The 24,438-nt window shown below is 61.7% G+C and carries 20 protein-coding genes; 9 read left to right on the top strand and 11 right to left on the bottom strand.

Annotation, left to right across the window (positions count from 1 at the left end):
- Positions 1–10: 10 nt before the first annotated feature.
- The 3 genes from AC19YY_RS22645 to AC19YY_RS22655 are packed head-to-tail and all read right to left on the bottom strand — an operon-like array spanning position 11 to position 5,583.
- Positions 11–3,160, bottom strand: coding sequence for a CusA/CzcA family heavy metal efflux RND transporter (locus tag AC19YY_RS22645; RefSeq protein ID WP_500604912.1), 3,150 nt, complete (start codon positions 3,158–3,160; stop codon positions 11–13).
- Positions 3,161–3,178: 18 nt separating this feature from the next.
- Entirely contained in the window at positions 3,179–4,342 is a 1,164-nt protein-coding gene (locus AC19YY_RS22650; protein ID WP_169954815.1) for an efflux RND transporter periplasmic adaptor subunit, read from the bottom strand.
- Positions 4,343–4,359: 17 nt separating this feature from the next.
- Positions 4,360–5,583 (bottom strand): TolC family protein, encoded by a 1,224-nt coding sequence (locus AC19YY_RS22655; RefSeq protein WP_500604913.1) that lies wholly within the window; start codon positions 5,581–5,583, stop codon positions 4,360–4,362.
- Between the two features lie 182 nt (positions 5,584–5,765).
- Here AC19YY_RS22655 and AC19YY_RS22660 point away from each other — a divergent pair, with 182 nt between their 5' ends.
- Positions 5,766–6,440 (top strand): heavy metal response regulator transcription factor, encoded by a 675-nt coding sequence (locus AC19YY_RS22660; protein ID WP_169954813.1) that lies wholly within the window; start codon positions 5,766–5,768, stop codon positions 6,438–6,440.
- 3 nt (positions 6,441–6,443) lie between these two features.
- Here the strand turns inward: AC19YY_RS22660 and AC19YY_RS22665 are convergent, their stop codons facing one another.
- Positions 6,444–7,340, bottom strand: a complete 897-nt coding sequence (locus AC19YY_RS22665; RefSeq protein ID WP_169954812.1) for a cation diffusion facilitator family transporter — start codon at positions 7,338–7,340, stop codon at positions 6,444–6,446.
- Between the two features lie 286 nt (positions 7,341–7,626).
- Positions 7,627–8,910, bottom strand: coding sequence for an MFS transporter (locus AC19YY_RS22670; RefSeq protein WP_500604914.1), 1,284 nt, complete (start codon positions 8,908–8,910; stop codon positions 7,627–7,629).
- A 183-nt stretch (positions 8,911–9,093) separates the two neighbouring features.
- On the opposite strand from AC19YY_RS22670, the gene AC19YY_RS22675 reads away from it, so the two are divergent.
- From AC19YY_RS22675 to AC19YY_RS22690, 4 genes are all read left to right on the top strand, one after another.
- Positions 9,094–10,512, top strand: coding sequence for a TIGR00366 family protein (locus tag AC19YY_RS22675; RefSeq protein ID WP_169954810.1), 1,419 nt, complete (start codon positions 9,094–9,096; stop codon positions 10,510–10,512).
- A gap of 200 nt (positions 10,513–10,712) precedes the next feature.
- Positions 10,713–10,922 carry a hypothetical protein gene (locus AC19YY_RS22680; RefSeq protein ID WP_170058604.1) on the top strand — a complete coding sequence of 70 codons (210 nt, stop codon included), beginning with the start codon at positions 10,713–10,715 and terminating at the stop codon, positions 10,920–10,922.
- Between the two features lie 243 nt (positions 10,923–11,165).
- A complete protein-coding gene (locus AC19YY_RS22685; protein WP_432755031.1) occupies positions 11,166–12,335 on the top strand; it encodes a hypothetical protein in 1,170 nt (389 codons plus the stop codon).
- A gap of 170 nt (positions 12,336–12,505) precedes the next feature.
- The gene (locus AC19YY_RS22690; RefSeq protein WP_169954808.1) at positions 12,506–13,030 is read left to right on the top strand and encodes an SET domain-containing protein; all 525 of its coding nucleotides are present in this window, start codon (positions 12,506–12,508) and stop codon (positions 13,028–13,030) included.
- Here AC19YY_RS22690 and can read toward each other — a convergent pair.
- Positions 13,027–13,671 carry a carbonate dehydratase gene (gene can / locus AC19YY_RS22695; RefSeq protein ID WP_169954807.1) on the bottom strand — a complete coding sequence of 215 codons (645 nt, stop codon included), beginning with the start codon at positions 13,669–13,671 and terminating at the stop codon, positions 13,027–13,029. The genes AC19YY_RS22690 and can overlap by 4 nt on opposite strands.
- Before the next feature lie 138 nt (positions 13,672–13,809).
- Here can and AC19YY_RS22700 point away from each other — a divergent pair, with 138 nt between their 5' ends.
- The gene (locus AC19YY_RS22700; protein ID WP_172313536.1) at positions 13,810–14,214 is read left to right on the top strand and encodes a serine kinase/phosphatase; all 405 of its coding nucleotides are present in this window, start codon (positions 13,810–13,812) and stop codon (positions 14,212–14,214) included.
- Between the two features lie 134 nt (positions 14,215–14,348).
- On the opposite strand, the gene rimI is transcribed toward AC19YY_RS22700, so the two are convergent.
- Both rimI and AC19YY_RS22710 read right to left on the bottom strand, forming a co-directional pair.
- Entirely contained in the window at positions 14,349–14,801 is a 453-nt protein-coding gene (gene rimI, locus AC19YY_RS22705) for a ribosomal protein S18-alanine N-acetyltransferase (RefSeq protein WP_005784514.1), read from the bottom strand.
- Positions 14,794–15,540, bottom strand: coding sequence for an energy transducer TonB (locus AC19YY_RS22710; protein ID WP_169954932.1), 747 nt, complete (start codon positions 15,538–15,540; stop codon positions 14,794–14,796). Before AC19YY_RS22710 ends, rimI begins: the two co-directional genes overlap by 8 nt.
- A gap of 229 nt (positions 15,541–15,769) precedes the next feature.
- Between AC19YY_RS22710 and mksB the strand changes: the two genes are divergently transcribed.
- The 3 genes from mksB to mksF are packed head-to-tail and all read left to right on the top strand — an operon-like array spanning position 15,770 to position 20,575.
- Positions 15,770–17,047, top strand: a complete 1,278-nt coding sequence (gene mksB / locus AC19YY_RS22715) for an Mks condensin complex protein MksB (protein ID WP_169954805.1) — start codon at positions 15,770–15,772, stop codon at positions 17,045–17,047.
- The gene (gene mksE / locus AC19YY_RS22720) at positions 17,037–17,738 is read left to right on the top strand and encodes an Mks condensin complex protein MksE (protein ID WP_169954804.1); all 702 of its coding nucleotides are present in this window, start codon (positions 17,037–17,039) and stop codon (positions 17,736–17,738) included. Before mksB ends, mksE begins: the two co-directional genes overlap by 11 nt.
- Positions 17,735–20,575: an Mks condensin complex protein MksF gene (gene mksF / locus AC19YY_RS22725; protein WP_172313538.1), complete on the top strand. Its 2,841-nt coding sequence runs from the start codon at positions 17,735–17,737 to the stop codon at positions 20,573–20,575. The genes mksE and mksF overlap by 4 nt, the downstream gene beginning before the upstream one ends.
- Before the next feature lie 69 nt (positions 20,576–20,644).
- On the opposite strand, the gene AC19YY_RS22730 is transcribed toward mksF, so the two are convergent.
- Genes AC19YY_RS22730 through AC19YY_RS22740 form a run of 3 tightly spaced genes read right to left on the bottom strand, consistent with a single transcriptional unit; the run spans position 20,645 to position 24,210 of the window.
- Positions 20,645–22,948, bottom strand: coding sequence for a PqiB family protein (locus tag AC19YY_RS22730; protein WP_170043062.1), 2,304 nt, complete (start codon positions 22,946–22,948; stop codon positions 20,645–20,647).
- Positions 22,941–23,564 (bottom strand): paraquat-inducible protein A, encoded by a 624-nt coding sequence (locus AC19YY_RS22735; RefSeq protein ID WP_169954801.1) that lies wholly within the window; start codon positions 23,562–23,564, stop codon positions 22,941–22,943. The genes AC19YY_RS22730 and AC19YY_RS22735 overlap by 8 nt, the downstream gene beginning before the upstream one ends.
- Complete coding sequence (locus AC19YY_RS22740) at positions 23,551–24,210, bottom strand: paraquat-inducible protein A (RefSeq protein ID WP_169954800.1); 660 nt, start codon at positions 24,208–24,210, stop codon at positions 23,551–23,553. Before AC19YY_RS22740 ends, AC19YY_RS22735 begins: the two co-directional genes overlap by 14 nt.
- Positions 24,211–24,438: the final 228 nt, after the last annotated feature.

Here is a 24,438-nt window from a genome sequence, read left to right on the forward strand (position 1 = left end):
GCCCCCGCGATCAAGACGCTGCCTGCTCTTCATCGCGGCGATGGGCCCAGTGGTAAAGCGCAGGCAATACCAGCAACGTCAGCAGCGTCGAAGAAATAATCCCGCCAATCACCACCGTCGCCAGCGGCCGCTGCACTTCGGCGCCGGTGCCGGTGGCCAGGGCCATGGGGATAAACCCGAGGGACGCGACCAACGCGGTCATCAACACCGGGCGCAAGCGGGTCAGCGCGCCTTCGTTGATCGCCACCGACAGCGAGCGCCCCTCCTCACGCAGGTTGCGGATAAACGCGATCATCACCAGGCCATTGAGCACCGCCACCCCCGACAGTGCGATAAAGCCCACCCCGGCGGAAATCGACAACGGAATATCCCGCAGCCACAGCGCCATGATCCCGCCGGTCAACGCGAAGGGAATCCCGGTGAACACCAGCAGCCCATCCTTGAGGTTGTTGAACATCATAAACAGCAATCCGAACACCAGCAGCAACGCCACCGGCACCACCACCCGCAAGCGCTCGGACGCCTCCTTGAGTTGTTCGAACTGGCCGCCCCAGGTGGTCCAGTAGCCGGCAGGGATTTTCACCTGCTCTGCCATCACTCGTTCGGCTTCTGCGACAAACGAGCCGATATCCCGCCCGCGCACGTTGGCGCTGACGATCACCAGGCGCTTGCCGTTTTCGCGGCTGATCTGGTTCGGGCCCAGTACCAGGTCCAGGCTGGCCACTTGCGACAAGGCGATAAAGCCCAGTTGCCCCGTGGTATTGCCGGCCAGCGCCGGGATCGGGATCAACAGCCGCGACAAGCCCTCGATATCGGTACGCAAGGTTTCCGACAAGCGCACCACCATGTCAAAGCGTCGGTCGCCTTCATACATCGTGCCGGCCTGGCGCCCACCCACGGCCACCGCGATGGTGTCTTGCACGTCGCCCACGTTCAGGCCAAAGCGCGCGGCCTTGTCGCGGTCGATATTGATGGTCAGCACCGGCAGGCCGGAGGTCTGTTCCACTTTCACTTCCGAGGCGCCATTGAGCTTCTGAAGGGTTTCGGCAATTTCCCCGGCGGTCTTGTTCAGCACGTCCCGGTCATCGCCAAACACCTTCACCGCCACGTCACTGCGCACCCCGGAAATCAGCTCGTTGAAGCGCAGCTGGATCGGTTGCGACAACTCGTACTGGCTGCCCGGCACAATCGCACTGGCGCGCTGGATATCGGCGATCAGGGCCTCGCGGGATTTTTTCGGGTCCGGCCACTGGTCCTTGGGCTTGAGCATCAGGTAACTGTCGGAAATGTTCGGCGGCATCGGGTCGGAGGCGATTTCTGCGGTGCCGGTGCGGGCAAACACCCGCTGGATTTCCGGCACCTGTTCCATCAAGGTTTTCTCCAGTTGCTGCTGCATCTGCACCGACTGCGTGAGGCTGGTACCCGGCACGCGCAAGGCTTGCTGGGCGAAGTCACCTTCACTGAGACTGGGGATAAACTCGCTGCCCATGCGACTGGCCACGGCGCCAGACACCACGATGGTCAACAGCGCCAGGCCAAACGCCCAGGTACGGTGTGCCATCACCCAATCCAGCACCGGTGCATAACCCCGGCGCGCATTGCGCATCACCCAGTTTTCGTCTTCCTTGACCTTGCCGGTGACGAACAGCGCAATCGCCGCCGGGACAAAGGTCACCGACAAAATCATCGCGCCCAGCAAGGCCATGACCACGGTGAATGCCATAGGGTGGAACATTTTCCCGGCAACGCCCGTCAGGGCGAAGATCGGCAGGTACACCACCATGATGATCAGTTGCCCGAAGATCAGCGCGCGGCGCGCTTCCTTGGCGGCGGCGAACACTTCGTGCAGGCGTTCGCTGCGGGTCAGCAGGCGGCCATGGCGTTGCTGCGCATGGGCCAGGCGGCGGATGGCGTTCTCGACGATCACCACCGCACCATCGACGATAATCCCGAAGTCCAGTGCGCCCAGGCTCATCAGGTTGGCGCTGACTTTGTTGGTGAACATCCCGGTAAATGTGAACAACATGGCCAGCGGGATCACCATCGCGGTAATCAACGCCGCGCGGATGTTGCCGAGGAACAAAAACAGAATCACGATGACCAGCAGCGCGCCTTCGAAGAGGTTTTTCTTCACCGTGGCGATGGCTTTTTCCACCAGGTTGGTGCGGTCGTAGACCGTGACCGCGACCACGCCTTCGGGCAGGGAGCGGTTGATCTCTTCGAGTTTTTTCGCCACCGCCTGGGACACGGTGCGGCTGTTTTCGCCGATCAACATGAACACCGTGCCAAGCACCACCTCGCGACCATTTTCGGTGGCCGCGCCGGTACGCAACTCACGGCCGATATCGACCTGGGCCACATTGCGCACGCGGATCGGCGTGCCGTCCACGGTGTTGATCACGATATTGGCGATGTCGTCGATGGACGCCACCTGCCCCGGCGCGCGAATCAGCAACTGCTCGCCGCTGCGCTCGATATAACCGGCGCCGACGTTGGCGTTGTTACGCTCAAGCGCCGTCACCAGGTCACTCAGGGTCAGGTTGTAGGCCGCCAGGCGCTTGGGGTCCGGGGCGATCTGGTATTCCTTGGCAAAGCCGCCGATGGTATTGATCTCGGCCACGCCGGGCACGTTGCGCAACTGCGGCTTGATGATCCAGTCCTGGATCACCCGCAAGTCCGTCGGGGTGTAGGCCGAGCCGTCTTCCTTACGTGCGCCGTCTTCAGCCTCTACGGTCCACAGGAAAATTTCCCCCAGGCCCGTGGAAATCGGCCCCATCGCTGTTTCAATGCCGTCCGGCAGTTGCTCGCGGGCCACTTGCAGGCGCTCGTTGACCAGTTGGCGGGCGAAGAACAGGTCGGTGCCGTCCTTGAAGATCACCGTGACCTGGGACAAGCCCGAGCGCGACAGCGAGCGGGTCTGCTGCAAGCCCGGCAGGCCGGCCATGGCGGTTTCGATGGGGAAGGTGATGCGCTGCTCGGTCTCCAGCGGAGAGAAGCCGGCCGCCGCCGAGTTGATCTGCACCTGGACGTTGGTGATATCCGGTACTGCGTCGATCGGCAGTTTCTGGTAGCTGGCGATGCCGACACCGGCCATCAACAACACCGCCAGCAGCACGATGATGCGCTGCTCGATGGCAAATTGAATCAGACGTTCAAACATGGGGAATCACTCGCAGGATCAATGGGCGTGCTCGGCCGAGGCCTTGCCCAGCTCGGACTTGAGGACGAAGCTGCCAACGGTCGCCACCTGGGCGCCGGCCTCCAGGCCCTGGCGCACTTCGACAAAGCCGTTTTCGCTGACACCCAGTTCAACGTGGCGGGTGACAAAGCCTTCGGCGGTGCGCACAAACAGCGAGGGTTTGTCTTCCACGGTCTGGATCGCATCCACCGGCACGCTGACCGCTGCCAAGTAGCTATCCGTCGCCACCTGCACCGCCACGAACAACCCGGGGCGCCAGGAGTCGTCGGGGTTGGCCACGGTGACCCGCACCGTCGCGGTGCGCGTCTGCTCGCCCAGCAGATTGCCGACATAGGCCACGGTGCCCATCACGTCGGTGCCCATTTCCGTGGAGCTGACCTTGACCGGCCGGCCCACCTGGACCTTGTTCAAGTCCTTGGGAAACACGCCAAAGGTGACCCACACCTGGGACAGGTCCGACAGGGTGAAGGCGGCACTGGTCTCACTCACCACCTCGCCGACGCCCAGGTGTTTTTCCACCACCACGCCAGCAAACGGCGCACGCAATTCATAGCGATTGCCGCCGGCCAGGACCGTGCTGCCACTCAGGGCGTTCATCTTTTGCCGCGCGTTGTTCAGGGCGATCTCGGCTTCTTGCAGGGTCTGGCGGGCCAGCAGGTAATCCTGTTCGGCAGAGATCTTGTCCTGCCATAACTGACGCTCGCGCTGGAACGTAGTGCGCGCCAGTTCGACCCGGCGTTCGCTGGCCGCCAGCTCGCTGCGCTGATCGGAAATCTGCTGGCTGGCGATCACGGCCAACAGCTCACCCTGCTTGACCTTCTGGCCCAGGTTGACCTTGACCGACTCCACCACACCCGCGGCACGGGGCACGATATGGGAGGTGCGGTCTTCGTCGAAGCGCACCTCGCCCGGTAGCGACAGCAGTGTGCTGATCTGCCGGGGCTGGGCCTTGGCCAATTGAATGCCGGCAGCCTGGATCTGCTGCTCGTTGAGCACCAGCACACCCTCTTCCTCTTCTTCCTCCGGCGCTTCGACGCTTGCGACCGGTGCCTGGGGCGCCACGCTGGTGGCCGGCCAAAACACCATCGCCCCGAGGGCAATGGCCACTGCGACGGCCAAAGCCAGGCCTTGTTGTTTGTTCATGGGGAACTCCTGAAAGATCAAATGCGGGCGAGGTCGCCGTAAATCCGTTCGATGCGCACCCAGGCGTCGGTGGCCTGGGCGAGTGCGGCGAGGTATTGGGTACGGGCGGCGATCAGGGTGCGCTGGGCGTCGAGTACATCGAGGAAGTTGAACTTGCCCATCTCAAAGCCGCGGGTGGCACTGTCCACTGCGCTTTGGGCGGCGGGCAGGATCACTTTATTAAAGGCACTCACCTCATTGTTGGCCGTCGCCCACAGGTCCAGGGCCTGGCGGGTTTCGGTGCGCAGGCGCAGCTCGGTGGCGTTGCGCAGGTCCCGGGCCTGGTCGGCTCGGCGGCTGGCGGCCAGCACATTGCCCTGGTTGCGATTGAACAGCGGGATCGGCATCGACACGCCCACCAGGTTCACCCGCTCGCGCACGCTGGCGTCGTACTGGCTGCCGATGGATATATCCAGGTCGGGAATCCGCTGGGCCTTTTCCAGGCCCAGGCCGGCCTCCCGTTGCTGGATTTGCAACTGCGCCAGGCGCAGCTCGGCGGTGCTCTCCAGGCGCGCCAGCAGTTGGGTGGCCGAAGGCAGCGCTGGCGTATTCACGGCACCTGCCTCGACACGCTCAAAACTGATGTTGGCGCTGCCGGTGATGGCGGCCAGGCGGCGATAGGCATCGCTCACGCCGATCTCGGCGCGGCTGCGCTCCAGGCGGATTTCCGAGACCTGCACCTGGGCGCGAGTGGCTTCGACCGGCGACGACTTGCCCGCCGTGACCCGGCCATTGGCAACCACCAGGCCGCGCTCGGCCAGCGCCATTGAGCGTTGCGCCAGCTCCAGGCGTTCCTGGGCCCGCAGCGCGCCATAAAAGCCATCGATGACCTCGGCCCGCAGCAGGTTGCGCCGCTGTTCCAGCTCCTGGGCCGCCGCATCTTGTTCCCGCGAGGCCACATCGATGCGCGCCCCGCGCTTACCGCCCAGCTCCAGGGTCTGGCTTAGCTTGACGGTGGTGGTGCGGGTGCTGCGGCGGGTGTCTTCGGCGTCCCAGGAGGCCACCGGGTTGGGGATCAGCCCGGCCTGCTGCCGACCGCCCTGGGCGATGTCGATTTCCCATTGCGCAGCGGCCAGGTCCGGGTTGTCGGCAAACGCACTTTGCAGGGCCGATTCGAGGGTCAGGGTCTGGGCGCTTGCCACTTGGGCCATCGCCAAGACCCCCACTACGGAGCACACAATTGTTCTTAAAAACGTTGGCATAACAAGCGTTCCACACCCATGAGTTGGCGGACAAATCCAAGCAGGGGCAATGTAACTTTCGCTACTTATCAGAGGGGTGGCCGAAACATTACAAATCCGTTAGCAAAGGCTCTGGTCCGGGCTTTTGCTTTAACCTTCGCGGCGATTGCAGATACTTTCCCTTGCACCGAGGCACCCTCGACATGCGCATCCTGGTTATCGAAGATGAACTGAAAACAGCCGAGTACTTGCATCAGGGACTGAGCGAAAGTGGCTATGTGGTCGATTGCGCGGCCAGCGGCGCCGACGGCGTACACCTGGCGCGGCAACACACCTATGACCTGGTGATTCTGGATGTGAACCTACCGCTCATGGACGGGTGGGATGTGCTGCAGCGGATCCGCCAGACCAGCAACACGCGAATCATGATGCTCACCGCCCAAGGCCGCCTGGCCGACAAAATCAAAGGCCTGGAACTGGGCGCCGACGACTACCTGGTCAAGCCTTTCGAGTTTCCCGAACTGCTGGCCAGGGTCCGCACCCTGATGCGCCGCAGCGTCGAGGCGGCGGTGCCGGACGTGCTGCGGGTGGCCGACCTGGAACTGGACCAGGGTCGCCACCGGGCCTTTCGCGGCAACCAGCGCATTGACCTGACCACCAAGGAATTCGCCCTGTTGCACCTGCTGATGCGCCAGAGCGGCGTGGTGCTGTCACGCACGCAAATCATCTCGTTTGTGTGGGACATGAACTTCGATTGCGACACCAACGTGGTCGAGGTCTCGATCCGCCGCCTGCGGGCGAAGATCGACGACCCGTTCGAGCGCAAGTTGATCCACACCTTGCGCGGGGTTGGCTACGTGCTGGAAGACCGCGAATAGCGGTCAGTGCGCGATCGGTTCCGGATGAAAACCCTCGCCTTCGATCTGGATGGTGACGTGGGAAATATCGAATTGTTCGTGCAGTAACTCGGTCACCTGGGCGAGGATCTGCTGCTCGCTGCCCAGCGCCGGCTCCACCACTAGATGGCTGCTGAGCACGTTCTTGCCGCTGGTCAGGGCCCAGATATGCAAGTCATGCACCTCCTTGACCCCAGGCACCGCGCAGATGGCCTGCTCGACCGCGTCGATATCGATGCCGTCCGGCACGCCTTGCAGCAGCACATTCATGCTGGCCTTGAGCAGGGTCCAGGTTCTGGGCACGACCCAGAAGCCAATCACCGCGGCCACCACCGAGTCGACCCAGGCCCAGCCAGTGAGCATGATCACCACGGCCGCAATGATCACGCCGATGGAGCCGAGCATGTCGCTCCAGACCTCCAGGTAGGCACCCTTGACGTTCAGGCTCTCGCCACTGGCCGCGCTGAGCAGGCGCATGGAGATCAGGTTGACGATCAGCCCCAGCACCGCAATCACCAGCATGCCAGTGGACTGGATCTCGGCCGGAGCCTGCAGGCGCAGGTAAGCCTCGTAGAGGATGTAGAACGCCACCCCGAACAGCAGCAACGCGTTGAACGCGGCGGCGAGGATTTCGAAACGCGCATAACCGAAGGTGCGCTTGCGGTCAGCGGCGCGCTTGGCGACCTGGATGGCTACCAGGGAGATGGCCAGGGCCAGGGTGTCGGTCATCATGTGCGCGGCGTCGGACAACAGCGCCAGGCTGCCGGTGACAAAGGCGCCGATCACTTCGGCAATCATGAAACTGCCGGTCAGGCCCAGGGCTAGCCATAACTTGCGTTCGTGGCCGGCGCGTACGGTGGCGTGGCTGTGTCCTGCACTCATGGCGTTTCCTCGTGGGGGGATGTGCGCTGATCATAGAGCGATAAGGGGAAACCTTTGGTATGGATTTCACAATTGTCATAACGCTGCCAGCGGGGTGTTAACCACATGGGGGAGCTGGCTTGCCTGGGATAGCGGTACACCCTCAAGCCCCAATGCCAGTCAGTTAAGCGCAGATCCCCTGTGGGAGCGGGCTTGCTCGCGAAGACGTCGGCCCAGCAAACATTGATGTTGACTGACCCACTGCTTTCGCGAGCAAGCCCGCTCCCACAGGGGGAATGCGGCGGCTTTAAAACACCGGGCGCCGGCCAAACCGCAATGCACTGGCCACGCCGACCGCGCCCATCACCCCACAGTAAAAAACGCAGATCCACGGGCTGCTGGGCATCAATGCAATCAGCATCAAAGGCGTAGTACTCGCCCACAGCGCGTAGGCAATGTTGTAGGTAAAGGAAATACCCGACACACGAATCTGCGCTGGAAACAGGCTGACCATCACCGATGGCACCGCGCCCACCACTCCGCAGCTCAACCCCGCAATGGCATAGGCCGCGCCCAGCCACACGCCGCCGGCGATCAGGCTGGCGTAGAGCACGGCGATGCCCACCGGCAACAGCAGACTGTAGACCAGTACCGCGCGCCAGGCGCCGATGCGGTCCACCAGCAGGCCGGCCAGTACGCAACCGATGTTCAGGAAGACGATGCCCAGTGCGCTCAGGGCGAAGGTGTGGCTGGGGCTCATGCCGAAGGTTTTCTGCATCATGGTCGGCGTGATCACCACCAGCACCACCACCGCCGAGGTGAGCACACAGGTCAGCAACATGGCCGGCAGCAACGCCTGGCGATGGTCGCGCAACACCGTGCGCAGCGGTAGTTCGGCGTCGGCCTGGCGGCGCGCCTGCATGGCCAAAAACACCGGGGTTTCACTCAGCCAACGCCGCAGCCAGACACCGATCACGCCAAACACCCCACCCAACAGAAACGGGAAGCGCCAGGCGTAATCCAGGATTTGTTCTGCGGTGAACATCTGCGCCAGCAAGGTCGCCGTCAATGCCCCCAGCAGGTAACCGAAGGTCAGCCCGGCTTGCAGGAAACCCAAGGCATAACCGCGGTGGTTGGCCGGCGCGTGTTCGGCGACGAAGACCCAGGCGCTGGGCACTTCACCACCCACCGCCGCGCCCTGCAAGACCCGCAGCGCCAGTAGGATCAGCGGCGCGAAATAGCCGATCTGTGCGTAGGTCGGCATGATCCCGATCAGCAGGCACGGCAGGGCCATCATCAGAATGCTCAGGCTGAACACGCGCTTGCGCCCCAGGTGATCGGCAAAGTGCGCCATCAGGATCCCGCCCAATGGCCGCGCCAGGTAGCCGGTGACGAAAATCCCGAAGCTTTGCAGCAGGCGCAGCCATTCGGGCATTTCCGGGGGGAAAAACAGCTGGCTCAAGGTCAGGGCGAAAAATACGAAAATGATGAAGTCGTAGATTTCCAGGGCACCGCCCAAGGCGGCCAGGCCTAGGGTCTTGTAGTCGGAGCGGGAAAAACGCTGCGCCTGTGGATAAGTGCTGGCAGTCATGAAAGAAGCTCGGCAGACAGACAAAATGGCGTGCAGGTTATGAGCTGCACCGGATCCTGGCAATCGCCGCGGATATATTGGGTTTACTCATTGATCCATGAAAATAACAACATTCCCAAATAAATGGCCGTGGGCCAAGATGCGGCGATACCTTGCCAAAATAACTACAAGAGGTAATCCCACGTGGCCGATCCTATCGAAGATAGCCGTTATGCCCGCTTCGCCCTGCGTTGCTCGAATTTCGCCGAACGCTGGTTTCCTGACTCCTGGGTGTTTGCCGCCCTCGCCGTGATCATTGTCACCGTGGCGACCCTGGGCATGGGCGCCGCGCCCACCGAAGCAGCCAGGGCCTTCGGCGATGGTTTCTGGAGCCTGATCCCGTTCACCATGCAAATGGCCTTCGTGGTGATTGGCGGCTATGTAGTCGCCAGCTCGCCGCCCGCCGTGAAGTTGATTGACCGCCTGGCGCGCATCCCGAAAAACGGCCGCTCGGCCGTGGCGTGGGTGGCATTGATCTCGATGGTCGCCTCGTTGCTCAACTGGGGCCTGTCCCTGGTGTTCGGCGGGTTGCTGGTGCGAGCCCTGGCCCGGCGCACGGATTTGCGCATGGACTATCGCGCGGCCGGCGCGGCGGCCTATCTAGGCCTGGGCGCCGTGTGGGCGCTGGGGTTGTCGTCATCGGCCGCACAATTGCAGGCCAACCCGGCCAGCCTGCCGCCTTCGATCCTGGCGATCACCGGGACCATTCCCTTCACCGACACCATCTTTTTGTGGCAATCGGGGGTGCTGTTGCTGGCGCTGATCGTGGTGTCGCTGATCATCGCCTACGTCACCGCACCGGGCCCCAACTCGGCCCGTGACGCCAAGGCGTGTGGCGTAGACCCGGCATTCAACCTGCCCAAGCCACAACCGCCAAGCCGTCCGGGAGAATGGCTGGAACACAGCCCGCTGCTGACCATTTTGCTGGCGCTGCTGGCTGCCGGCTGGCTGTTCCATGAGTTCTCGACCAAGCCGGCGATCAGCGCGATCTCGGGGCTCAACACCTATAACTTCCTGTTCATCATGGCCGGCGCCTTGCTGCACTGGCGCCCGCGCAGCTTCCTCGACGCCGTGGCCCGCGCGGTGCCGACCACCACCGGGGTGCTGATCCAGTTCCCGCTGTACGGCTCCATCGCGGCGCTGATGACCGTGGTCAAGGGCGGTGACGGCCAGACCCTGGCCCACCATATCTCGACCTTCTTCACCTCCATCGCCTCCCACGACACCTATGCGCTGCTGATGGGCGTGTATTCGGCGGTGCTGGGGTTCTTTATCCCATCGGGCGGCGGCAAATGGATCATCGAGGCGCCGTACGTGATGCAGGTGGCCAATGACCTGCAATATCACCTGGGCTGGGCCGTGCAGATCTACAACGCCGCCGAGGCCCTGCCGAACCTGATCAACCCGTTCTACATGCTGCCATTACTCGGCGTACTGGGACTCAAGGCACGGGACTTGATTGGTTTCTCGTTTGTGCAACTGCTGGTGCACACGCCGCTGGTGCTGTTTTTACTGTGGGCGCTGGGGACGACCTTGAAGTACATGCCGCCGGTGATGCCTTAGTCATTGGATGTTGCGCCCGTCGTTGTGGCGGGTGCAGCCAGGCCGACATTGAGCGCCTTTTTCCCTCACTGAACATTTCAAGGAGGGAACCCACCACTACTGTAAAACCACCTACATGGTGTCTTTTAGTAGCACCAGACAATCTTCAACTTAACTAAGAGACCACCACTAAATTATTTAGAGCTATAACTGGAGCGCCCATGAATATCACGCCTACAACTACCATGCCTGCCTCTCAAAACAGTGCTCAAACGGGCAACACCCAAGAAGCCAGCCAACAGCAAAACCCCCAGCTAAAAAAATTCAAACAGTTCAAATCGGCTTTCGGCCAACCGGCGGGAAGAATAGTCTTTGCAGAGTCAAACCCTAACAAAAATCTTTTCAAGCCTGTTGTATCGTTTAAAGGCTAACTTCTCAGCAAGCATTCCGGCTTCGCAGCCCATATTGAACACTTACAAGTGTTGCAACTACCTCGGGTCTAATTGCAATCCCATGGATAACCGAAGCAATGCGTTGCACGTCACGATATATGAGAGGCGGCCAAGCCCTACAAAAAAACCGCATTTGCCGACGCATTTTCCCGGTCAGCCGCTACTGTGTGAGGGTAGGCATTCATCCCGCGCAGACGGGCTTTAGCTGACAAGGAAACACGCATGTTTAAACTGACCAGGCTGTCCTTCACCCTTGTCGCACTTAGTGTGAGCACGGTCGTACAAGCCGATGTCGAACTCGACCTGGGCACTGCGCAACGGGTCAGGCAATTGTTCGCCTACCCCAACAATTGCAGTGTGATCTGCTTTCGGCCGCTGACGTTGGAACAGACAGTTGAACACTACCTGACCCAGAGTTTGCAACGTGATGGCTACAGTCGGGCCAGGGTCAGTGTGAAAACCCAGCAGGATCAGGTGCGCGCGCACTTTACGGGTGTACCCGATGGCTATGGCCAGCCCTTGACCGCGTTGTTGCATACCGCCGACCTGGCCTATGAAGGCGCCAGCCAGTTGAACCGCGATGGCAAATGGCAATTTAGCTGGTACCTGTTCCTGCCGCTGGGCATGGCCCTGGAGAACCGCAAGAGCATCGAGTTGATGCATTTCCCGCCCGACTACTCCCTGACCCATTACCAGGACTACCTGGAGTCGGCCACCACCGACCGTTGGGCCACGTTATTGACCGCCAATGGCATAGCGGCGGCCCAGACCCCGGAATACCAGACCATCATCGATATTGCGCCGATTGCCGCGCCCTCCACGGCTGGCAAGGACCTGGAAGGGGTCTATGGCTACTTCACCGAGTACCAGACCCGGATAGTCCGCGAGTTGAGCCTGCACCCCACAGGCTCATTGCCCATGGTCGCCTTCGGCGCACCGGTACGCAGTTGGATCCAGCAACAGTACGGGCAAACTCTCGGGGTATTGGGCCTGGGGCAGATCAGCCCGGCCGAGGGCAGCTATGTCGCCGTACTGGGGGCCAATCACCCCAGTTACATCTGGTACGCCGCCGACCCGGCCAGCTACGGCGGTGACGAACAGAAAGCCGACGAGGCCGGCTTGAAAGTCATGGGCCAGGACTTGAGCGCCGCCTGCTGGCAGGCTGGAATGGGCCAGCAGCCCGCCAGCGACCCCAATGTGCTGCTCAAGGGTTGCATGAATACCTGGCAGGTGACGCGCAAGGAGCAGACCTGTGAATTGTTCTATACCTCGGTGCGAGAGCTGCCCGCCGAGCAGGCCAAGGAAAAATGTAGCAACGCGTCGATCAAGGCCCAGCTCAAGCGCCTGAAAAGCCCCATGCCAGAAGCCTCTGTGCCGGCGCCGGCCCTGTAGGTTCCTGGCTTTATCAGCATTGTCTTACGCGAAAAAACGCCGATAGCTACTGTCAGATTTGACAGTAGCTATCGGCGTTTTTTTGCGTAAATCTTGGACGGTGCCCATTTGCTGCAAGACCGGCAGTCTAATCAATATCAGGAGGTCGATGCAGCCCGACAAGGAGCCCTATGAAAACCCAAGTCATGGAAGAAGCACCTGCGGCCGCGAGTGACTGTCTGTATCCCTTCGCAACACTGCTGGCGAAAAAAGGTTACCCCTCGCGTCGTGACTTCGAGGTGGTGCGCACCCGCAACGGACGTGGAACCGGGATCAAGGCCAAGGTCGCCTTCGACAGCCGAGTGCGTATCGCCAAGATTTCCGGGCACGCCCTGAGCGAACGGCGCTTGCACACGCTGCAGGTGTCTTCGCGCATCCACTTGTACGACCCCTGGTTCAGCGGCTTGCTCCTGCATTCATGCGACCCGAATGTGTTCCTCGATATCAGCGAACTGGAGCTGTGGTCGATCCAGGCGATCCGCCCCGGCGCGCTGCTGACCATGGATTACGCCAGCACCGAGGACGTGCTGTTCCGGCAGTTCCCGTGCCGTTGCGGCGCCGGCAACTGCCGAGGCTGGATCACCGGCATGAAAGAGCCCTTGAACGCCGAGGGCCAACTGTTCATGGAACAGTGGCGCCAGCGCAAACGCTATTAAATGGCCTCGATCGGGCGCAGGCGGTACTGCGGCGGCAGTTGCTCGAACCCGGTGATGGTGGCGTTGAGGCTCTTCCAGCGGCCGTCCTTGATCCCGTAGATGCAACCGTGGATCGACAGGCTCTGCCCACGATGCCAGGCGTTCTGCACAATGCTGGTGTGACCGACATTGGCCACTTGCTGGATGACGTTGAGTTCACACAGGCGATCGACGCGTTCTTCTTCCGTGGGCAACTGGGCCAGTACTTCGCGGTTCTCGTAGTACAGGTCACGGATCGTACGCAGCCAGCCGTCGATCAGGCCGAACTGGCGGTCCTGCATCGAAGCACGCACGCCGCCGCAGCCATAATGGCCGGTGACCAGGATATGTTTGACCTTGAGCACATCCACCGCGTACTGGATCACCGACAGGCAGTTGAGGTCGGTGTGCAGCACCACATTGGCCACGTTGCGGTGCACAAACAGGTCGCCCGGCAGCATGCCGACGATCTCGTTGGCCGGTACCCGGGCGTCCGAACAGCCGATCCACAGGTATTCCGGGGTCTGCTGGCGGGCAAGCTTGGCGAAGAATTCGGGATCTTCCTGTTTGATCGCATCCGCCCAGCGTTCGTTGTTATCAAGCAGGTCTTGTAGTTCGTTCATCAGGAAAGCCTCAGGAATGATGCGCAGTTTTGTGACTGACAACCTCTCGCCCAGGTCACGCCCCACGCAAATTAGCTTGAATCTTTGGGAGGCCGGGCCTGTCCACACACTATAAGCCCCACAGTATGAGGATTGGCCATGACGCAATCACGACGTCCCTACGGCGCCCCGACGCCGGCACCGATTGATGACAACGAAGATCGCATGGGCTCGATGCGCGAGCTGGATTTTGACGAGCAAGAGCCAACGGCGGAAATCGGCGAGGAGATCCCGCGTGGAGAGCGCGAGCACCTGATGCCCGACGAGCGGGTGCGCGAGGCCGGAATGACCGGCGCTTCGACGGCGGATCATGAGCCCACGGATGATGATATGAGCCCCGAAACCCTGATCCATGAAGATGGCGCGCGCGATGCCCGCGAAGAAGGTGAAGGCGAGCAGGCGGATTGGGACCTGAGTATCGTCGATGAGGACGAGATTGGCGGCGGTAATGGGTTGGATGAGGCTGAGTTGGCGGACATTGATCCGGTCGACGGTAACCGCTGACACAGCGCCTGACTTATGGTGAAGCATGGCGGTGCGGGAGCTGGCTTGCCTGCGATAGCGGCGCAGGATTCACCACCGCTATCGCAGGCAAGCCAGCTCCCACATAAGACTGCTCCCACACGGGATCGTGTGTTTTAGTCGACCAGGGTGCAGGCCATGACGACGGCGTCTTCGCGACCACCGACGGCCGGGTAGTAATCGCGGCGACGGCCGATTTCGTTGAAACCGTAGCGCTCATACAGGCGGAATGCCCCGGTATTGCTATCGCGCACTTCCAGGAAGCATTCCCGCGCACTGGCGGCATAGGCCCGGGACATCAGGTGCTCCAGCAGCGCCAGGCCCAGGCCACGGCCCTGGTTTTCAGGTTTGACGGTGATGTTCAGCAAATGCGCTTCATCGAGGATGATTTGCACCACGCCGTGGCCCACCTGCTGCTCGCCTTCGAACATCAACCAGATCTGGTACTTGCCCAGCCCGTCGAGAAAGATGCCACGGGTCCAGGGGTGGCTGAACGCCGCATATTCGATTTTCAGCACGGCGTCGAGGTCAGCCTCGGTCATCGGGCGGAAGGATAAAGCCTCACTCATCGGTTGTTTTCCAGCGCGCCATCAGCCGGCGCATGGCTTGCCAGACATCAGCCTTACGCTGTGGCTCTTCCATTAATAATTCCAGGCCCGGCAAGGCCCAGACCGAACCCAGGCCTTCGACCTGCAGTTCGCGGTACCAGGCCTCGGCGTTGGCTTCGCCGGCAAATCGCACGGCCGGCAGGCCGATCAGCCACAGGCACACACAGGGTTCATCTTCCAGGCGGGCCGAGACAAAGCCCTGCACGAAGTCACGCGCGGCGTCCGGCCCCTGGTCCATATTGCCGCGCACCAGCAGCGGCCAGCGCACCGGCTCGCCGACGATCTGCGGGCTGTCGGGCAGGCCGGCAGCGCGCAGCATGTCCTTGAGCAGCAGGTAGGCCGGGTCACGCGCCTGGAAACGTTCGCCGGTGGGCAGCTCGACCAGCAACAGGCAGCGCCCGGCCCGCAGCAATTGCAAGGCAAAACGCGGTGGCGGCACCACCGGGGCCTTGGCCACCGGGGCAGCGTCGGCCACTGCAGCGGGCTTGGGCGCCGCCGAAGGGCGTGGCACTTCGATCTTGACCCGCTCCGATGGCCGCACAGGCACCTCGGCCACAGGCTTTACCAGCGCAACCGGCGGCGCCGCTTCCTCGCCCGAGGCGTCGAATGGCTCGAACGGTTCCAGCGGCTGCAGCAGTTCGGGCCGCGACGGGGCGGCAAAGGGCAATTCGGTGCGCGGCAGCCAGTTGACCACCTGCATGGCGGTCAAGTAAGCGCGACGTCGGGACTCGATAAGCAAGGCGCGACCACTTGTGGATAACTAAAGAGCGCAGATTCTACCGCCCTTCGACGACGATCGCCCACCGTTGATGATTTTCTCTGCATTGCTGACCGCCCATCGCGAACGCGCCCTGACCGGCTGTGGATAAATCCCGCGCCTGATGCAGTACAATCGCTGCTTTTAATTCGCCAACCAGCCGGCCATTCCGATGATCGAACCCAAGCGCGTCTTGCGCGCCCTCGCCGAACACTGGGCCCTGCTTGAGCCACTGTGCGAACACTTCGACCAAGGCACCCTGAGCCTTGGCGAGTTGCGCGCGCAACTGGCCGCCCAACAACTGGACAGCACGCCACAGGACATCACCAGCCTGCTGGACGTGTGGATTCGCCTGGATATCCTGGTGCCTGTCGCCAAGAGCCCGAACCGTTTCGAGCTCAACGCGCAGATCCATGACTTCCTGGCCTATCTTCGCAAGGAGCACCGGCTAGGCCTGTGCCTGGAAATCGAAGCCTACCTGCGCCACCTCGAGCGCCTGGCCGGTTATATCCAGGACGCCTTCGACATCCGCGACGGCCATGACCTGGCTCGCCAACTGCGGCTGCTGGACATGCGCGTGCGCGACGTGCTGAAAAAACTCGCCAATGACGAACAGGCCCTCGCGGCCGTGGCCGACCGCGCCAAGACCAGCGACCGGCAGATCCCGTTGCGCCAGCGCTATGCCGAGGTCCTGGCGACCTGGGACGAGTACGTCGAGCCGATGATCCAACTGGTGAACGCCGACGGTGCCTTCGAGCAAGGCGTGCGCAAGGTTGAGAACGTGCTGCTGCGCATGCTCACCGAACAGCAGCGCCTGGGCCACCTGGTGGATGACGATATGTTGCTGCGCACCCACGCGCGCATCCTCGAAATGCAGACCAGCGCCCAACTGACCCTGCGTCATGCCCGCGAGCTGCTGCTGCCGCTGCGCGAAGAGGCACGCCGGCACAACGCCGTGACCCGTGGCGCGGCGCTGGCCCTCTCGGCGATCCGGCGCAAGGGCCTGGACGCGGTGCCGCAAGCGGCGATGCCGATGTTCACCCGGCCACAAAGTACCTTCCTCGGTAGTGCCAGCCAGGTCGAAGCCTATGTGTATGCCCTGGCGAACTTCGAACCCAAGCCTGCGCGGTTCCCCAAGGCCCACAAATCCCACAAGGGCCAAGCCCAGCGTGCGCCACGCACGGTCAAGGAGATGCTGGAGCGTTGCGAAGACGCGCTGCCGATGCCGGACCTGATGACCTGGCTGCTGGAACAGGAACCGGACGGGGCCACCGACGAGTTGCTGTACTGGTTCTCGCGTTTGTCGCGGGAGAAGCGTTTCAAGCGCGAGCGCCTGGAACGCCGGGATTACCACACTCACGAGCACCAGGTCAGCCTGCGCTCATTCGCCCTGCTCCCGGCCAGCACCGACGTAGCCGAGAATTCTGCGAGCACACCCTATGCATCTTGATCTATCCGAACTGTCCCAGCTGGCGCCGATCTTTCGCGAGCTGTTCAAGGGTTACCACGTCAGCCGCCGCGACCCGGAGCTGTACGCGCAATTGTCGAACTTCCAGGACCAGTACCGCACGCTGTTCAAGGCCCTGGGCTTTGAGCTGGTATGCGACACCCGTGGCTTCTATTACTTCGTGCCGGACACCGCCGTGGCCGCCGCGCAGGTGAACAAGACCGCGCAGCGCCTGGCGTTGTTCACCTTCATCATCGTCGAGCACCTGGCCGACCAGGGCCGCGACCCGATTGCCGTGCTCGACGGTGGCAGCCTGGGCCGCGATGAGCTGCCCTCGTTGCTGGAGAAGTACCGCGACCTGTTTATCCAGGCCGAAGTACAGACCGTTGAGGAGCTGGAAGAAAAAATCATGCGCCGCATGACCCAGCTCGGCTTTGCCGGTGAAGACAACGGTGTTTACCGCTTCCTGCCACCGATGCACCGTTTCCTCGACGTGTGCCTGTCGGTCCAGGCCGACCGCGACCTGGCGGCCAGCGTCCACAGTGTGCTGCCGTTGCCGGCGCCGGTGATCATCGACGAAGACAGTGATGAAAAGCTGCTGCAGACCGATGACCCGCTGGACTTGAGTGAGTTTGAAAGCGAAGAAGATGCCCTCGCCCGTGCCATTGCCGAAGAACAGGAGACCGATGCATGAGCAAGGAACGTTATGGCATTCGCCGCTTCGCCCTATTGAACACCGCCGGCTACAGCCTGGGCCTGTTCCCGCTGGAAGAGCCGCTGTCGGTGTATGGCGCAAACAACCTCGGTAAATCGGCTTCGATCAACGCCTTGCAGTTCCCGATCCTGGCGCGCATGTCGGACATGAGCTTCGGCAAGTACACCCTGGAACAGTCGCGGCGCTTCTACTTCGCCACCGACACCAGCTACATCCTCGTCGAAGTCTCCCTGCCCCACGGCCCGCACGTGATTGGCGTGGTCGGGCGCGGCCCGGGGGGCGGTTTCGGTCACCAGTTCTTTGCCTACGCCGGCAAGCTGGACCTGGCCCACTATCAGAAGAACGACACCTGCCTGCGCCAGAAAGAGCTGTTCACCAACCTTGAGCGCGAGGGCCTGAAGGCCTATGAGCTCAAGCCCGACGAGCTGCGGCGCTTGCTGGTGGGTGGCCATACCTCGATCCCGCTGGACCTGACCCTGATTCCGCTGCGCTCCACCAGCGAGCAGAGCCTGAAGACCTTCCGCGCACTGTTTATCAACCTGCTGCACATGCGCGAAATCACCGCGGCCAAACTCAAGCAGTTGTTCCTCGATGCGTTCGAGCACAGCCTGCGCTCGGGCAGTGTGGATTACATTGCGGCGTGTGAAGAAGCGTTCCGCGATGTGCGACGCATGGAGCAGGACTACAACTCACTGGTAGCCGCCGGCCCATTGGTCGAGGCCTTGGCCAATGGCGTGAAACAGCGCGACATTCTGCGCGGCAAACTGCATCGCCTGTCGCCGTTGCTCGATTCGCTGCTGGGTACCTGGTCGGACTACGCCAGCGCGCGCAAGGAAGAGCTGACAATCCAGGCCGAACACTACCGCAACGAGCAGGACGCGCTGCAGAACGATCAGCGCGGCGGCACCCAGGAGCTGATGCGCCTGGAGCGGGAAATCAGCGGCATCCAGCGCTGGCTGGGCGAGTTGTCGGTGCTCAAGCATCGCTTTGCCCTGGTGGATGACGTCAAGGTCCTGGAGCAGCAACTGCTGGCGGCCAAGGATGCCCACGACGAACTGGCCGGCGCCCTGGCGCAATCGCGACAGTTCAGCGCCGAGGACCTGGATGAGCGCCTGCGCGACCTGGAAAAGCGCCTGAAGTCGGTCAAGCAACAACTCGATCACGCCGACAACAACAGCTACGCCAAGCTGCGGGAAGAATTCTCACAGCAGGACGTCGAGCGTCTGATGCGTCTGTTCAACAGTTCGTTGTTCAGCCTGCCGCTGGGCGAGCATGGCATCACCCTCGATGAAGACGGCCAGTGGGTCAAATCCCTGGAGCTGATCCTCGATGGCTTCAAGGGCGAGCGCTTTGAAGTACCGGGGCTGTCCATCGACATCTCGCACATCGAGCCCCCTGCCTTGCAGGCCCTGGCGGATCGCGCGGCTTTGCGCGACCAGAAGGAGCGCCTGGAAAAAGAACTCAAGCAACTCAAGACCCAGCAGGCGGTGGCCTCTGACCGCGCGGCAAGCAAGACCCAGACCGAAGCGCTGTACCAGCAGGTACTCGATGCGCAGAAAGCCCTGGAAGACTACCGTCGCGCCCAGACCCTCAGTGCCGAGGAAGGCGAGAAGCTGGAAAACCTGGCGCAGATGGAAGCCGCCCAGGATGAACTCAAGCGCTCCAGCGATGCGTTTACCGAACGTGTGCAGCAGCTGTCGGCCAAGCTGCAACTGGTCGGCCGCCAGATCGGCGATATGGAAGCCAAGCAGCGCACCCTGGATGACGCCCTGCGCCGTCGCCAGTTGTTGCCGGCCGACTTGCCGTTTGGCACGCCGTTCATGGATCCGGTCGACGATTCCATGGACAACCTGCTACCGCTGCTCAATGACTATCAGGACAGCTGGCAGGGGTTGCTGCGCGCCGACGGGCAGATCGACGCGCTGTACGCCCAGGTGCGCCTCAAGGGCGTGGCCAAGTTCGACAGCGAAGACGATATGGAGCGCCGCCTGCATCTGTTGATCAATGCTTACGCGCACCGCACCGACGAAGCCCTGACCCTGGGCAAGGCGCGCCGCGCGGCGGTGACTGATATCGCGCGGACCTTGCGCAATATCCGCAGCGACTACGACAGCCTCGAGCACCAGTTGGCCCTGTTCAACCGCGAGATCAACAAGCGCCAGGTATCCAACCTGCAGAGCTTCCGTATCGTGTTGGCGCCGAACAAGGAAGCGCTCAAGCATATCGACCAGATCATTCACAGTGCCGGTCAGTATGAGGAAGGCGAAACCCTCTCGGTGTTCGACCTCAGCCAAAGCGCCGAGCAGGACAACAAAAACGAAGAGGCCAAGGAATACCTGGCACGCCTGGTGGCCGCCAACCACAACCAGTTGGGGCTCAAGGACCTGTTCGAACTGGCGTTCGAGATTACCAAGGTCAACGGCCAGCCGATCATTCACACCGACATCGATGGCGCTGCGTCCAACGGCACCACCATGACCATCAAGGCGCTGACCAACATGTACTTGTTGCTGCACTTGATGGACCGCGACCAGGCCGGTCGCGTGCGCCTGCCGTACTACCTCGACGAGGCGGCGGATATCGACGAGAAAAACCAGGCAGCACTGCTGGAGACCAGCCTGCAACTGGGCTTTGTGCCGATCCTGGCCAGTGTGAAGCCGCAGGTTTCCGCCCAGGTGGCGATCGACCTGGAGGGCGGCAGTGGGCCGAACGGGATCTACATCGATGAGGCGGACTGGAAGTACATTCGCCGCCATGATGTGGTGAAGGCGACGATCAATGTGCAGGCGGATGAGCCGCAGTTGGATGAGGTCTGATCGGCGCCTAGCAGGGCATTAAAAAGGCCGCGATCTTTTGGATCGCGGCCTTTTTTGTGACTCCTGGATTTATTTACCCAGGGGAATCTTCGGCGCCCAGATCAGCCACTCGTCTTCAAACTTGTCGAACAACGGGAAGGTCTGCTCGGGCAGTGCCGGGTTGCCCATGCGCTCGCCATCCGGCGTCGCAAAGGCGATGCCGCCCTGGACCAGGGTTTCCAGGGATTCGGTACGCACTGTCGCGCCCTTGAACAGGCCAAAGTCCAGGCCAAAGCCACTGCTGTTCCAGAAACGGCTGCCGCCACGCACCAGCGGGGCGTACTTGGGCTCGATCAGCACATGAATCAGCACACGGTCGGCCGTCTTGCCCAACTCGTAGCCGGTGACCTTGCCCACCGTGACTTCGCGGTAGGTAACCGGCACGCCGACTTTCAACGAGCCGCGGCGAGCCGCGCTGAGAACCAGGCTCAAGCCGGCTTCCTGCACGTTAGCCTCGGGCGGTTGGGCCAGGGCCACGAAGTTCTTTTGTGCCCCGGTGCTTTTCACCGCCGGCAAGACTTCGATGTACTGGCCGGTGACCAGGGTTTCCAGGTTGGCGGTCTTCATCAAGCCCAACTCGGGCTTGACCACCCAGAACTGGCTGCCGGTGCGGGCGATCCGCTCAGGCACTTCGGTGATGCGTGCACTAAGCATCACTGACTGCATGTCGGCGCTCAGGTCGACGCTTTCGATCTTGCCCACGTCCAGGCCTTTGAAGCGAATCGGCGTACCGGGGCGCAGGCCGTCGGCGCGGTCGACCTTGATCGTGATGAGGGTGCCACGCTGGGTGGAGGCTTCGTGATCGGCAAACAGGCGGAAACGCGGGATGCGATTTCTCAGCGGTACGTTTGGCTCTGGGGTCTCAAAGGCGATGCCACCGGCCATCAGGCTCTGCAGGGATTCGCTTTTGACCTGGATGCCGCCGGTGAGGCCGCCGGTCAGGGTCACGCCACTGGCGTTCCAGAAGCGCGTCGAGCCGTTGACCAGGCCTTCGTATTCCTTCTCGATATGCACACCGATCACCAGTTGCTTGCGCTTGCGCGAGAACTGATAGCTCTGGACCGAACCGACCTTGACCTGTTTGTAGAGGATCGGGCTGCCAACCTCCAGGGAGCCGAGGTTTTCTGTGAGCAGGACCAGGTGCAGGCCTGGGGAGCGCAGGTCCAGCGGTGGCGCCTTGGGCCGGGCGACGAACTCACGTTGGGGACTGGCGCCTTTGTCGCCGGGACGGATGGCAATGTAATTGCCCTTGACCAGGGCTTCCAGGCCGGTGATACCGGCCAGGGAGATGGACGGCTTGACTACCCAGAATTGTGTGCCTTCCACCAGGTAATCTTCGGCCAATGGGTCGAGGGTCAGGTCGGCGCTGGCGCTGGACAGGTCGGAGTCGACCTTGAGGGCCTTGAGACTGCCGACCTGGATGCCTTTGTACATCACCGGCGTACGCCCGGCTTGCAGGCCCTCGAAGTCACTGAGCTTGACCTTGATGCGAATGCCCGCGGCGGCGGCGTCGAAGTCTTCGTACAGACGGAACGGCAGGCTTGGGTCGGTGGGCGGGCTGTCCTTGCGGTTTTCCGGCGTGGCGAAGGCAATCCCCCCGGAGACGATGCTGGCCAGGGACTCGCTGCGCACTTTGACCCCGGACAGGTTGGCGTCGATGCTGATGCCGCTGGCGTTCCAGAAACGCGTATGTTTGCGCACCAGGTTGGCGTAGGTCGGCTCGATATAGACTTTTATCTCGACGGTGTTTTGATCGGCTGACAGCAGGTAGCTTTTGACCTGGCCGACCTGGATCTGTTTGTAGAAGACCGGGCTGCCACGGTCGAGCGAGCCGAGCCGCTCGGCCTTGACGGTCAGGTGCAGGCCGGGCTTGGCGTCGGATAATGGCGGCTCTTCGGAGAGCGCCTTGAATTTGCGCGTAGGCTCGCCGTCACCTGGGCTCGCGGCGATGTAATTGCCCGAGACCAGGGTTTCGAGGCCGGTGATCCCGGCCAGGCTCACGCTGGGCTTGACCAGCCAGAAGCGCGTATTGGCCTTGAGGTATTGCTCGACATCCTTGTTCATCTCGATGGTGGCAATCACCCCGCGATTGCTGCCCTCGTCATCCAGGGCCAGGGTCTTGACCTTGCCCACGGGCATGCCTTTGTAGACCACTTCGGTCTTGTTGGCCTGGATGCCTTCACCGCTTTCAAAGCGAACCTGGATCTCGATGCCCGTCTGGGTGTAGGCACGCCATCCGAGCCAGCCGCCAATCACCAGGGCGATCAACGGCAGTACCCAAATGGCCGACCAGTTCGAAGCGGGGCGGGTTTTAGCCTTTGGCAAATCAGTCATGGTCGTCGTCCGACTCCGTGTTATCCCAAATCAGTCGGGGATCGAAAGTTACTGCGGCAAACATCGTCAAGATCACCACACTGGCGAACGCCACGGCACCGAGATTGGCCTCGATACTGGCAAGTCGCCCAAAGTTAACGACCGCCACCAGAATGGCGATCACGAAGATATCCAGCATGGACCAGCGACCGATGAATTCGATAAAACGGTACATGATAATGCGTTGTCGGGCGGAAAGCGGCTGGTGACGCTGCACCGAGAATAGCAACAGGGCGATGCCCACCAGCTTGAAGGTCGGCACCAGGATACTGGCAATAAACACCACGGCGGCAATCGGGAACATACCGTGCTGAACCAGTTCGATCACGCCCGCCATGATAGTGCTCGGCGCACCCTGCCCCAGGGAGTTGATCGTCATGATTGGCAACAGGTTAGCCGGAATGTACAGAATTGCCGCAGTAATCAGCAAAGCCCAGGTGCGCATCAGGCTGTTCGGGCGGCGGGCATGGACCAACGCACCGCAACGGGTACAGGTCTGCTCGTCGGTCTCCGGGTCCTGCCTGTTCAGTTCGTGGCATTCGGTACAGATCAGAATGCCAGCATCAATCGCCCGCATGTTCGTCCTCCCCGGACAATGCCTGCCAGATTTGGTGCGGTGACATGACCACCTCCAGCAGCACCTGAACCATCAACAGGCTGACAAAGCAGGCCAGCCCCAGGCCTACGCTGAGGGCAGCCATGTCGGCCAGCTTTACAATCGCCACCAGCACGCCCATCAGGTAGACCTCAAGCATCCCCCAATCGCGCATATGGTGATAAATACGGTAGAGCAACAGGCCGTAGCTGCGGCCTATGTTCCAGCGAATACTCAGCAGCACCGCCAGTTGGCACAGCAGCTTGAGCAACGGGATGCCCATGCTGCACAGGAACACCACCACTGCGACGCCTTGCATCCCGGTATTGAACAGGGCGACTACACCGCTCCAGACCGTGTCTTCAGAAGACTGCCCGAGTAGATTGAGCTGCATGATGGGTAAAAAGTTCGCCGGGATGTACAGCAATAACGCGGCGATCACCAAGGCCAGGCTGCGCTCGACGACATTGTAGCGGTGGGCGTACATCTCATAACCACAGCGCGGGCATTGGGCCTTTTCACCGTGCGCAAGCTCTGGCTTGCGCATCAGCAAGTCGCACTCGTGGCAGGCAACCAGGTCCTCCAGCGGTAGGTCGGACACCTGGGTGGTATCAACCGGGTCGGACATATAGGGCTCTAAGTCTAAAATGATCAGGCGTCTATTCTAGTGTTCTGGTTGGGAAATAACTGTGCAAATTTGTCGGGATGAACAATGGTGTTATGCCAGAACCTTTTCGACCGCCCAAAACAAAACCCCAACTGCTTTCGCAATTGGGGTTTCGGAATTTAATCTTGACGATGACCTACTCTCACATGGGGAAACCCCACACTACCATCGGCGATGCATCGTTTCACT

The sequence above is a fragment of the Pseudomonas sp. MF09156 genome, from assembly GCF_059862305.1.